We start from the raw sequence: 12421 nt of genomic DNA, 5'->3' as shown, positions 1-12421 counted from the left end.
AGTCATCGCGTGGATCCGGCGGAGGAGGGCCGCAGTGACGGACCCGCGTGACACTGTGCAGCAGCTGCTCAGGGCAGCGGCTGAAGGGGAACACGAGGCATGGGATGACCTCGTCGACCTCTTCGGCCAACGTATGTGGTCGGTGGCTCACGCCTGCGGGCTGAGCAGGGCCGACGCTGCGGATGCGGTGCAGGGCGCCTGGTTGAGACTCCTCGAAAACCTTCACACGATCAGGGATCCAGCGCGGCTAGGCGCATGGCTGGCCACAGTGACCAGACACGAGGCGCTCCTGATCGGTCGGCATGGCGATGTACTGGGCACGCCTGTGGACTGCGCCGATTTGTTGTCCGACCCCGCCACACGCGTACTGGAAGAGGAAGGTCTCGATCTTCTGTGGCAGCGGGTTACCTCCCTGCACGAGCCCTGCAGCACGATGCTTCGCCTGCTGGCCATGAACGTCGGCCATCAGCAAGTCGCCGTGCGCATGGGCGTGCCGCCAGGCACCGTCGGTCCTACTCGCACCCGATGTCTGCATAAGTTACGCACCCTGCTCTTACTAGAGGAAACACGGTGCAATGAATGATGACTTTCTCCTCGCTGCGATCCGCCTCGCCGCGGGCAGTGACCCCATCCCACCCGACGTCACCGCCGCGGCGCGTGACCTCTACGCGCTGCGACTGCCCAACGCCGTCACAGCATCCCCTGTCGAATGCTCCGCGACCCGCGGCGTACGAGACGAGCAAGGATCCCGCCTGGCCAGCTTCGAAGCGGCCGGGCTCGCCTTCGAGCTGGAGGTGACGGTGAGCGACGGGCTCATCGATGTAGCAGGACAGGTCTCTCCTCATCCAGGTGCGGGGAGTCAGGTCACGATCAGGACCCCGCATGTGTCGATGACGCGCGAGCTCGGGGTCGGCGGGCAGTTCGCCGCCACCGGCCTGCCGCCAGGCTGGTTCAGCGTGATCTGCCACCGGCCGGGCCGCGACCCGGTCGTCACGCGCTGGGTGCGGATCCGGCCGTGAGGAACACAGGCCCGGTCGCGCCCGCGGTGGCGCCGGCCGGGCCTGAGCCGCACCTGGTCGCCGCCGCGGAGGCCGCGGTGTCGCGCTCCGGCGCCGACCCGCACCAGGCCCTGCTGGCGGGCGCCGAGGTCCTGGCCGAGGCCGAGCGGGCGGGTCTTGTGGAACCCGCCGTCGTCGCTCAGCGCGCCATGGCTCTCGCCGCGCGCGAGCTGGGTGACCTCCAGGCGGCCGAGCGCCACCTGCGCCGGGCGATAGCCACCCCCGGCGCGCCGCGCGAGCGCGTGGCACAGGCAAGGCTCTCGCTGGTGACGGTCAGGACGGAGCGCGGCCACCCGTTACAGGCGTTGCGCATCGCCGCGCTGGCCTGGTCCTACCTGTCGCCGCTCGACAAGGCCAAGCTCGACACCCAGCGCGCCGTCGCGCTGGCCCATCTCGGGCGATACCAGGAGGCGGTCGCGTGCTGCGACCGGGCGTTGTCCGTCCTCGCCGTCGCGCCGGAGAGCCCGGACGACCTCAGGTTCCTGGCGGGCGGGCTGCTCAACAGGGGGCTGGTGCACGGCTACCGGGGCGACTGGCACCGCGCGATGCACGACATCACCGCCTGCATGGAGATCTCGCAGCAGGCGGGCCTCGACCACCTGGCCAGGATCGCCGCGGCCAACCTCCCCTTCCTCGCCGTACGGCAGGGCGACATCGCCACGGCGTTCGCCCACTACCGCGACTGCGAGGACACCCTGTTCGGCTACCCGGAGCGGCTCGCCACGATGCGCGCCGACTTCGCCGCCGCGCTGCTTGCCGCGCACCTGCCCGGCGAGGCGAGGGCGCTGCTGTGCCTGGCCGTACCCGAGCTGGAGGCGTCGAGCGCGCACGTCGCGCTGGCCGAGGCGCGGATGCGGCTGGCCCAGGTCGAGCTGCTCACCGGTGACCCGGCCAGCGCGCTGCTGATCGCCGAGCGGGCCAGGGCCGAGCTAGCCGCCCAGGACCGCGACGCGTGGCTGCCGCTGGCCACCGAGGTACGCCTGCGCGCCCGCCTGTCGCTGGGCGAGCGTGACGCCGAGCTGCTCGCCGGGCTGGTGGAGTGCGCCGACGCCCTGGAGTTCAGCCCTGCGCTCGCCGAAGGCGCGGGCGCGCTCCGGCTGGTGGCCGCCGAGCTGGCACTCGACCTGGGCGACCGGCGCACCGCCGAGACCGAGCTCGGCGTGATCACCTTCTCCACGGCGCCCTGTCCAGCACCAGCCGACGAACGGCTGATCCGGCTCGCCTCAGAGCAGCAGGCCGCCCACCTCGCCGGAGAGCGGTCCGGCCCGGCCTACCGGCTGGTGCGCCAGCACGCGCTGGCCATGGAGGCGGCGATGCAGGGCGACCTGGACGGCGCGTTCCTCGCGGCGCACGACGGGCTGCGGGTGGTGGGGACGAGGGTGGAGTCGCTGTCGGACCCGTCGGTGCGTGCGCACGCGGCTCGGGCGGGCGAGCGGCTGGCCGCCTTCGCCCTGGGGCTGGCGGTCGGCACGGGCGTGGCCGAGCAGGTGTTCGCGTGGTCGGAGCGCTGGCGCGCTGTGTCGGCCGTCCGGGCGCAGGACTCCTGCGACCTGGCCGCGATGCGGTCGGCGCTGGGCGAGGCGGCGCTGGTGGAGTACGTGGCGCACGAGGGCGGGCTGCTCGCGGTCGTGGTCGGCGCGGACATCGTCGAGGTGCGGGCGCTCGCGCCGGTGGCCGAGGTGGCCGACCGCCTGGTCCGCCTGCGTTACGCGCTGCGCAGGGCGACGCTGGGCGACGGGGCGGCCTGCCCGTCCCTGGCGGCCGACGAGGTTGAGGCGCTGGTGATGGCGCCGCTGGCCGACCTGGTCGGCTCGAGGCCGCTGGTGGTCGTGCCCACCGGGCCGCTGCACACGCTGCCGTGGTCGGCGCTGCCGTCCCTTCACGGGCGGCCGGTGAGCGTGGCGGCCAGCGCCTGCGCCTGGTACCGGGCCCGCAGGCCGCCGCTCGCCCAGCCTCCGCAGGTCGCTGCGGCCTCTGGGCCGTGGCTCGACCACGCGGGCATCGAGGTGGACCGGGTCGTGGCGACCTACCGGGACGCCTGGACGGTCCCGGGGCGCAAGGCGGACGTGCTGGCCGTGCTCGACGTCGCGGACGTCGCGCACCTGGCCGCGCACGGCATCTTCCACGCGCGCAGCCCGCTGCTGTCGAGCATCACGCTGGACGACGGCCCGCTCATGGCGCACGACCTGCTGGGCCTGGCAGGACCCGCGCGCCTGGTGGTGCTGTCGGCGTGCGACTCCGGCATGGCCCGCGCCCCGGCCGAGGGCGCGCCGCTCGGGCTGGTGGGGACGTTGTTGTCGCGCGGCACGTCGTGCGTCGTCGCCGGGGTGATCCCGGTGCCCGACGAGGAGACCGTCGCGCTCATGGCCACCTTCCACGAGCTGGTGGCGGCCGGGCAGCCGCCCGCCTCGGCGCTGGCGACGGCCTCGGCCAAGACGGGCGTGCTGGGATTCGTCTGCTTCGGTGCGGGTGATCAGCCGGTCTCGACGGGCCTCGACGGGTCGGCCACCCAGTTGGACCACGAGCCGACGTACAGCGCGGCGGGCAGCCCGGCCAGCTCCAGCGCCAGCACCTCGTGCGCGGCCGTCACCCCGGAGCCGCAGTAGGCGCCGGTCGGCACCCCGTCGGCCACGCCGAGCGCGGTGAACCTGGCGCGCAACTCACCGGCGGGCAGGAACTTCGCGTCCGGCCCGACGTTCTCCGTCGTCGGCGCGCTCACCGCGCCGGGGACGTGCCCGGCGACCGGGTCGATGGGCTCCACCTCGCCGCGGTAGCGCTCGGCCGACCTGGCGTCCAGGAGCACGCCGCGCCCGGCCAGCTCGACCGCCTCGTCGGCGTCGAGCATCGGCATGCCGCCCGGCCTGGCGGTGAAGTCGTCCTCCTCGTTGTGGTGGTCTTCCTTGCTGAGCTCGCGGCCCGACTCGATCCAGGCGCGCAGGCCGCCGTCCAGGACGCGGACGTCCTCGTGGCCGAAGTAGCGCAGCAGCCACCAGCCGCGCGCGGCGATCGTGGAACCGGTGTCGTCGTAGACGACCACGGGGTGGTGACCTGACACGCCGAGCCTGCGCATGGCCGCCTGGAACGCCTCGGTGTCGGGCATCGGGTGCCTGCCGCCCGCGCCGGGCGCCGAGGCCAGGTCCCTGTCGAGGTCGCAGTAGACGGCGCCGGGGATGTGGCCCTCGCGGTAGAGCTCGATGCCGGGCGGCCCGCCCAGGCGCGACCGGATGTCGAGCACGGTCACGTAGTCGAGGGCGGCCAGGTCGTCCGGCGTGATCAGCGGGGTCATCGGGTGCTTACCTCCAGAAGCGGTACGTGCTGCTCTGCCGCGGTCAGCGAGCCGTGGTAGCCGGTGAACTGGGCCTCGAACGAGTGGTTCACCGACGCGGTGATCGCCAGGTCACCGTACGGCACGGCCACCACGTCGCCGATCCGGGGGAGCCATTCCGCGCGCACTCTTGGACCGAACCAGCCTTCGTCGACGGCCTCCTGCCTGGAGACCACCCAGGCTTTACCGTCCAGCACGGACCGCCATGTGCCGAGCACGTCGGCCGCGGCGCCCTCTGCCGCGTAGACGTGCCTGGCCCTGGCCTCGCCGCCGAGCATCGCCACGCCCTGGACGAGCTCGGGAACGGTCTCCGCGTCGATCTTCTCGGTGGAGTTGACCATGCCGTGGTCGGCGGTGACGTACATCGCCGAGCCCGGCGGCAGCGTGGCGGCCAGCCGTTCTGCCAGGTTGTCGACGATGGCCAGCTGCTCCAGCCATTCCTTGCCGCCCCAGCCGACCAGGTGGCCCATGGCGTCGAGGTCGCCGTAGTAGACGGTGACGTGCGCCCTGGGCTCGGCCATCGCCCGGCGGACCTGCTCGACCCGCTCGTCGACGGTGTCCGCCGGCAGGTAGGTGACGCCGCGGTAGACCGCCTCGGTCAGCCCGGTGCCCTGGAACTGCGCCGGGCCCACGTAGGCGGGCGCGAGCCCCAGCGCCGAGGCGCGCTGGTAGACGGTGTCGGCCGGCTGCCAGGTGAGCGGGTCCATCACCTGGTGGTCGGGCAGCGTCCAGCGCAGGCAGTTGAACAGGTGGCCCGCGCCGGGCACGGCCAGCATCATGCCGAGCATCCCGTGCTCGCCCGGCGTCATCCCGGTGCCGATCGAGCACAGGCTGGTGACCGTCGTGGAGGGAAATCCGGCGGTCAGCGTTCTTTCCGCGAGTGAGGACAGGAACGGCGCCGCCTCCGGGTGGTCACGGAGCAACTCGGCCCCGAGCCCGTCCACCAGGAAGAGGCAGACCCGATCGGCGGGCGCCAGCCCCAGCACGTTGCCGTCACCGATGCCGAGCGCGCCTAACAGGGAACCGGATAGGTCGGCGAGCGACGACCCGCCGTAGCCGGGCACCACGGGATCATTCATGCCCCGATCCTAGGCACCCGGCTCCGGCCCTGCCTATGAAGTGGATCTTGCCGTTGCCTCGGAGAGCGCCTTGGCGAAGGACAGGACGTGGGAGACGGCGTCCGCGCCGTCGGCGGCCTCGCTCACCCGGAGGGACAGGTCGTCGGCGGTGATGGCGCCGGTGTAGCCGTGGTCGGCCTCGCAGTTCTCGTCCCCGCAGGTGGCGGGTTCGAGGTCCACGTGGGAGATGGCCCCCCAGCCGATCGTGAGCGTCACCTCGGTCGGCGGCACCCCGGGCACGTATTTCTCCGGCTCGGGCACGAGCCGCGTCACGGCCACCGACTGGACGCGGCTGAGCCGTACGGCCTCGGTCGTCGTGGAGGCGTGCGAGCCGGCCACGCCCTCGACGGCCGGGTGCTCGTCGGTGTGGCACACCAGCAGGCGCGTGGCGGAGAGCACCAGCACGGTGACGTGCCTGCGCACCTCCATCGCGGGGTCGAACGTGGCCTCGTGGTGGACCACGAAGGCGGTCACAGCCTCCTTGCCCAGCGCGGAGTCGACCGCGTCAGCGACGAGGTCGGGGTAGTAGCCGCTGCGATCGATCGCTTCACGCAGGCTCGCGGCTGAGACTCGGGTTTCCCTCATGGGTCCATCCTGCCAGGGTCGCGCCGTGCACTCACCTGCAAGCGCGAACACGGACAAATCCCTTTATAACGCCTTTTATGCTGTTATTTCCACATGTCTGATGGCAAGCATTACCCGCTATGGCAAATTCGGCCGGTTTGTTATCAGACAGAGCTGGTTATCGGTAGGACGTAGACAACGGTTGCCCGTCCCGTTGGCATGCCGTCGAATCACCGGACTTCGCTGATCGATACCGCATTGCCGAAACAGGGGCGGGCATTCTCGATAGATGTCAATTCGGGGGAACAAACATGGACTACGGACTCCTCCGTCCGCACACTCGTGGAGGTACGGCACGCCGTGCCGGCCTCGCGGCAGCGACGGCCCTGCTGGCTGGAATCGGCTTCGCGGCCGCTGCCCTGCCCGCCCACGCGGAGACTCTCAACCAGCAGACCTTCGCCGGGGACAGCGTTCCCGCGTCGGACTGGACGGTCACCAGCCTGGGTGCGGGCGTGGACCGCCCCTGCCTGACCGCCGCCGCGTCGACCCAGCCCGGCTCGCTGGACGCCTGCGTCCAGGGCGCCGCTGACGAGGTCGGCTCCGGCGTCTTCCGCCTGACCGACAACGTCGCCGTCAAGGGCGGCAACGGCGGTGCGCTGATGCTGAACCGGACGATCGAGTCCGGTCGCGGCCTCAGCCTCGAGTTCGACACGTACCAGTGGAACGCCAAGCAGTACAACGAGAAGACGCTCGGCCCGCGCGGCGGCGACGGCATCTCGTTCTACCTGGTCGACGGTGCCTCACCCGCATCCGTCGGTGAGCCGGGCGGCGCGCTGGGGTACCGCAACCTCAAGGGCGCGTTCGTCGGCATCGGCTTCGACGAGTACGGCAACTTCTCCAACCCGACCGTGTTCAAGCCCATCTCGGGCAAGGACACGGGCAAGCCCACGGGCTGCAACACCACCGCCCCGGCGCCGAACGGCTGCGTCGTTCCCAACAGCGTCGTGGTGCGCGGTGCGCAGAGCACCGACTACGCCTACATCACGGGCAAGCAGCTGTCCAAGGACGAGCCGATCGCGGTCGACGAGGCCACGGAGAAGGCTCCGGCCAAGCGCCACGTCGTGATCGACATCACCACCAAGAACCTCATGACCGTCAGCATGCGCTTCGCCGACGGTGGTCCCTTGGTGCCCGTGGTCGAGAACCTGGACCTGGACAACCTGCCCGGCCAGCCGAAGCTCCCGCCGACCATCAAGGTCGGCTGGGCCGCCTCGACCGGCGCCGCCACGGCCAACCACGCGATCGGCGGCTTCATCGCCAACACGCTGAACGCCGACCTCAAGCTGGCCATCACCAACGACGGCCCGTGGGACGGCGGTGGCACCGGTTCCTACACCGCCACCGTCTCGTCCAACCCGGAGTACGGCTTCGCCGACGACCCGATGAAGCTGTCGGTCGACATTCCGGAGGGCGTCACGCCCACCGCTGCCGCCGGTGACGGCTGGACCTGCGCCGTCGAGGGCCAGAAGGTCACCTGTGACCGGGACGAGGACCTCGCTCCCGGCGCGACAGCGCCGCCCGTCAAGATCGACGTGGCGATCGCCAAGCCCACCTCGGGCACGGTGACCGCGAACGGCGTCGTCGAGTCGGTCACCGAGGTTCCCGGTGGCGTCGAGATCAACCCTGAGGACAACAAGGCCTCCAGCGAGACCACCGTCACGCCTGCCGCTCTTCCGCCGGTGCTGACCACGGTTCCCGGTGGGGACACCACCATCCCGGCCGGTGGCACCGGCGAGGTCACGCTGACCACGTCGAACGACCCGGCTGCCGGCCCGACCACCGACACGGTGACCGAGGTCTACACGCCTGGTCCCGGCACCGAGGTCACCGGCGCGTCCGGTGACGGCTGGACCTGCGTGGTCACCGAGGTCGTCACCTGCACCCGTCCGGGCAGCGGCGACGACGCGCTGAAGCCTGGCGACTCGTACCCGCCGATCAAGATCGGTCTGAAGGTTCCCGCGGACGCGGCTCCTGGCGACTCGACCGGTACGGTCACCACCAGCACGCCCGGCAACGAGAACGCGGCGGGCGACAAGGGCACCCCGGTGCCGGTGAAGATCACGGCCGCGCCGACGCCTGACGGCAAGCTCGACGTGGCGATCACCTCGAAGCCGAACCCGTACGTTCCCGGCAAGCCGTACACCTACCAGGTGACGGTCAGCAACACCGGCACGACGGACGTCACCGGCGCCAAGGTCGTGGCCGACTGGCCGCAGCCGTGGGACACCATCAAGTGGACCTGCAAGAGCGACGGCGGCGCCTGCCCGGCCGCCAGCGGCGTGGGTGACCTGAACGAGGTCATCGACCTGGCCGCGGGCGGGTCCATGACCTTCACGGTCACCTGCAAGATGCCTGAGGGTGTCGACGAGTCCTACACCGCGACCGCCACGGTCACGGCTGCGGACACGAACTGCGCCGAGGGCTGCAAGGCGACGGACGAGAACGCTCCGGCCGCCGGCTAGTAACACCGCCTGAAAAGGGGCGGGCGACCTCACCGGTCGCCCGCCCTTTCACGTGCCCACGCTCAGAACACCTGACAGAAGATCCCCCACACACGTCTCTCCTCAGAAGGAGGGGGCAGATCTCCTCTCTGGGCCTTCTGGCCGCTCTCGAGGAAGGGTTCCTTCTGTCACGAGCTCTCAGAGGCGGCGCGGGGTGTCGTCGGGGCGGGGCGCCTGGGGGTGCGACAGGTGGGCGCGGGCGCCCAGCACGATGACGCCGGACTCCCCCACCAGCACCTGGTCGAGGTCCAGGCGGGCCACCTGCGGCAGGTCGTGGGCCAGGCGGCCGACGCGGACCAGCAGATCCTCCAGGGCGTCCACGGCCACGGGCGGGTAACCGTACTCGCCGAACAGCAAGGGAGCGGCCCGCACCGAGCGCACCAGGCCCGCCGCGTCCTCCGAGGTCAGCGGCGCCAGCCGGTACCCCTGGTCGCGCAGCAGCCGCGCCGTCACCTCGCCCAGCCCGAACGAGACCACGGGACCGAACGCCGCGTCCTCGATCACGCTCACCACCGTGGGCACCGCGGGCTGCGGCGCCATCCGCTGCACGGCCAGGACGTCCTGCCCCAGCTCGGCGTAGGCGTGCCGCACGCTGTCCGGCCCGGTCAGCCCCAGCCGTACGGTGCCCGCGCGCTGCGAGGCCGCCGGGTCGGCCACCTTCAGCACGACGGGCCACCCCAGCCGCTCGGCAGCGGCCACCGCCTCGTCCGGCGACTCGACCACCTCGGCCGGCCACACCTCCAGCCCGTAGCAGGCCAGCAGCTCGGCGGCGTCGATCTCGACGGGTCCGTCCTTGACCGCGTCCTCGACCAGGGTCCTGGCCAGCGCGGTGTCGATGTCCTCCAGCGCGGGCGGCTGCGCGAGCGGCTGCCTGCGCCAGTCGGCGTAACGCACCACGCGGGCCAGCGCCCGCACGGCCTCCTCCGGCGCGGCGAAGGACGGGATCGATCCGCGCTGCGGAGGCGCGCCGAGGCGGAGCGCCCGGTGCATGCCCAGGTGCCCCTCGAAAGTGGCGACGACCGGTTTGCCCGACTCCCCCGCCACCTTGACCAGCTCCGCCGCGACCTCGTCGGCCTTGCCGGGGATCGGCGGCATGTAGATCACGACGGCCGAGTCGACCTCGGGAACGGCCAGCACCTCGGCGAGAGCCGTACCGAACTCCGCCGCTCCGGCCGCGGCGCCCAGGTTGACCGGCGGGCGCGGCTCCAGGCCGGCGCCCACGCACGCGTCGACGGCGAGCAGCCCGAGCGCGTCAGAGTTGGTCACCAGGCCGACGCCGGACCCGGCGGGCAGCGGCTGGTAGGCCAGCAGCTGGCCCACGTCGAACAGCTGGATGAGGTCGTCGACCCGGATCACGCCCGCCTGCTCGAACAGCGAGCTGAGCGCGGTGTCCGGCAGGCCGAGCGCGGGCACCGAGTGCCCGGTCGGCACGCCCTGGGTGGTGCCGCCGCTCTTGACCACCACGATCGGCTTGCTGCGCGAGATGCGCCTGGCCAGACGGGTGAACTTGCGCGGGTTTCCGAGCGACTCCAGGTAGAGCAGGATGACCTCGGTGGCCGGGTCCTCCTCCCAGTACTGCAGGAGGTCGTTGCCGGAGACGTCGGCGCGGTTGCCCGCACTCACGAAGCTGGAGATGCCCATGCCGCGCTGCGCCACCCGCTGCAGCAGCGCGGTGCCGAGGGCGCCGGACTGGCTGAAGAAGCCCACCCGCCCGCGCCCCGGTACGGTCGCCGCGAGCGTGGCGTTGAGGCGCACGGCGGGGTCGGTGTTGGCGATGCCGAGGCAGTTGGGGCCCACCACGCGCAAGCCGTACGACCTGGCCAGGCGCGCCAGCTCGTCCTGCCTGGCCCGGCCCTGGGCGCCGGTCTCGCCGAACCCCGACGACACCACGACCAGCCCGCGCACGCCCTTCTCAGCGCACTCCTTGACCACGTCGATCACGCTGTCGGCAGGCACGGCCACCACGGCCAGGTCGACGTCGCCGTCGATGGCGGTGACGCTCGGGTAGGCGCGCACGCCCGCGACCGCCCTGACCTGCCGGTGCACCGGGTAGACCGGGCCGGTGAAGTCGGCGGCGAGCAGGTTGCGCAGCACGGTCTGGCCGACGCCGCCCGGCTCGCGCGAGGCGCCGATGACGGCCACCGAGGTAGGCGTGAGCAGCCTGGCGATCGAGCGGGCCTCGGCCCGGTGCTCGCGCGAGGTGGTGACCTCCTCGGCCGTGTCGGTGGGCGTGAGGTCGAGGATCATACGGACCACGCCGTCGGCGAACTGGCTCTGCGCGGTGTAACCGGCCTGGCGCAGCACGCCCATCATCTTCATGTTGGCCGGGAGCACGTCGGCGACGAACCGCTCGATGCCGCGCTCGCGCGCCGTGGCGGCCAGGTGTTCGAGCAGGACGGAGGCGACGCCGCGGCCCTGGTGGGCGTCCTCGACGAGGAAGGCCACCTCGGCCTCGCCCGGCCCGGTCCTGTCATAGCGGATGACGGCCACCATCTCGGTGCCGATGGTGGCGATCAGGGCCACCCTGGCGTCGTAGTCGACGTTGGTGAACCAGGCCACCTCCTTGTCGGACAGCCGGGGGCGCGGGCCGAAGAACCTGAAGTAGATCGACTCGTCGGACAGCCTGGAGTAGAAGGAGCGCAGCCTGTCGGCGTCCGCCGGCCTGATCGGCCGCACGTGAGCCGTGCCGCCGTCGGCGAGCACGACGTCGGCCTCCCAATGAGCCGGATACTGAGCCTCCACAGCACCGAGCGTAGACCTGTACCCCAGATGGTGCGTCTGCTGGGCAACGCTTGTGCATCGACTGCTGCCGTCTGTCCGATGTATGCCCCACGAGCAGCCCGGAAGCTGTTAGTTTTCTCGACGTCAGCTCGTTCTGAAGCAGCAAGGTGGTGACATCATGACGCGGGTCGTCGTGGTGGGCGATCTCATGACCGACGCCGTGGCACGCGCCCGTTATGCCTTGGCCAGAGCGAGTGACACACCCGCGACCGTGACGATGCACGGGGGCGGCTCAGGGGCCAACATCGCCTCCTGGCTGGCCGTCGAGGGAGCCGAGGTGGCCTTCATCGGCCGTCGCGGCGCCGACATCACCGGGCGCAACCGCGACATGGAGCTGATGGGCTACGGCGTCGACGCCAGGCTCGTCATGGATCCCGAGCGGCCCACGGGCACCTGCGTGGTGCTCGTCACGCACAAGGGCGAGCGCACGATGCTCTCCGACCCCGGCGCCAACGCCGCCCTGTCGCCTGAAGACCTGCCGCGCGACCTGTTCAACGGCGGCGGCCACCTGCACCTGTCGGGCTACACCCTGATCAACGAGGGGTCCCGCGAGGCAGGGCTGGCCGCGCTGGAGGCGGCGCACCGCACCGGCATGTCGGTCTCGATCGACTGCTCCTCCTCCGCTCCGCTGGAGCGCACGGGGGCCGAGCCGTTCCTGGAGTGGACCAGCGGCGCCAAGCTGCTGTTCGCCAACGTCGACCAGGCCAAGATCCTCACCGGGCGCGACGACCCCGAGGCCGCTGCCAAGGTGCTCACCGCCTGGTTCCCGCACGTGGTGATCAAGATGAACACCGAGGGCGCGCTCTGGTACTCCAACGGCCGTCCCGAGCCCGTCAGGGCGGCGGCCGACCCGGTCGACCGGGTGGTCGACGGCACGGGCGCGGGCGACGCGTTCGTCGCCGGGTTCCTGCCGCCGTGGCTGGAGGGCAAGCCGCCGGCCGAGGCGCTGGCGTCCGGGTGCAGGCTCGCGTCCAAGGCCATCTCCCATCTCGGCGCCCGCCCGCGCCTCTAACG

The 12421-nt window shown here is 71.8% G+C and carries 8 protein-coding genes and 1 pseudogene; 5 read left to right on the top strand and 4 right to left on the bottom strand.

What is annotated here, in order from left to right:
- Positions 1–55: 55 nt before the first annotated feature.
- From ACIBG8_RS30660 to ACIBG8_RS30650, 3 genes and pseudogenes are all read left to right on the top strand, one after another.
- Positions 56–583: an RNA polymerase sigma factor gene (locus ACIBG8_RS30660; protein ID WP_397346492.1), complete on the top strand. Its 528-nt coding sequence runs from the start codon at positions 56–58 to the stop codon at positions 581–583.
- On the top strand, positions 576–1019 hold the full coding sequence (locus ACIBG8_RS30655; protein WP_397346491.1) for a hypothetical protein: 444 nt from the start codon (positions 576–578) through the stop codon (positions 1017–1019). Before ACIBG8_RS30660 ends, ACIBG8_RS30655 begins: the two co-directional genes overlap by 8 nt.
- A gap of 188 nt (positions 1020–1207) precedes the next feature.
- Positions 1208–3475 (top strand): annotated as a pseudogene (locus tag ACIBG8_RS30650) (CHAT domain-containing protein); the annotation flags it as partial.
- 56 nt (positions 3476–3531) lie between these two features.
- Here the strand turns inward: ACIBG8_RS30650 and ACIBG8_RS30645 are convergent.
- From ACIBG8_RS30645 to ACIBG8_RS30635, 3 genes are read right to left on the bottom strand one after another with little or no spacing between them, the layout of a single operon-like run.
- The gene (locus ACIBG8_RS30645; protein WP_397346490.1) at positions 3532–4344 is read right to left on the bottom strand and encodes a sulfurtransferase; all 813 of its coding nucleotides are present in this window, start codon (positions 4342–4344) and stop codon (positions 3532–3534) included.
- Positions 4341–5462, bottom strand: coding sequence for an alkaline phosphatase family protein (locus ACIBG8_RS30640; protein ID WP_397346489.1), 1122 nt, complete (start codon positions 5460–5462; stop codon positions 4341–4343). Before ACIBG8_RS30640 ends, ACIBG8_RS30645 begins: the two co-directional genes overlap by 4 nt.
- Positions 5463–5495: 33 nt before the next feature.
- Complete coding sequence (locus ACIBG8_RS30635) at positions 5496–6086, bottom strand: DUF5998 family protein (protein WP_397346488.1); 591 nt, start codon at positions 6084–6086, stop codon at positions 5496–5498.
- Between the two features lie 290 nt (positions 6087–6376).
- On the opposite strand from ACIBG8_RS30635, the gene ACIBG8_RS30630 reads away from it, so the two are divergent.
- On the top strand, positions 6377–8587 hold the full coding sequence (locus tag ACIBG8_RS30630; RefSeq protein ID WP_397346487.1) for a hypothetical protein: 2211 nt from the start codon (positions 6377–6379) through the stop codon (positions 8585–8587).
- A 177-nt stretch (positions 8588–8764) separates the two neighbouring features.
- On the opposite strand, the gene ACIBG8_RS30625 is transcribed toward ACIBG8_RS30630, so the two are convergent.
- Positions 8765–11368 carry a GNAT family N-acetyltransferase gene (locus tag ACIBG8_RS30625; RefSeq protein ID WP_397346486.1) on the bottom strand — a complete coding sequence of 868 codons (2604 nt, stop codon included), beginning with the start codon at positions 11366–11368 and terminating at the stop codon, positions 8765–8767.
- Positions 11369–11525: 157 nt separating this feature from the next.
- Between ACIBG8_RS30625 and ACIBG8_RS30620 the strand changes: the two genes are divergently transcribed.
- Complete coding sequence (locus ACIBG8_RS30620; protein WP_397346485.1) at positions 11526–12419, top strand: carbohydrate kinase family protein; 894 nt, start codon at positions 11526–11528, stop codon at positions 12417–12419.
- Positions 12420–12421 lie beyond the last annotated feature (2 nt).

This window comes from Nonomuraea sp. NPDC050556 (genome assembly GCF_044457355.1).
Classification (GTDB): domain Bacteria; phylum Actinomycetota; class Actinomycetes; order Streptosporangiales; family Streptosporangiaceae; genus Nonomuraea.
This window is presented reverse-complemented; position numbering and strand designations above follow the sequence as displayed.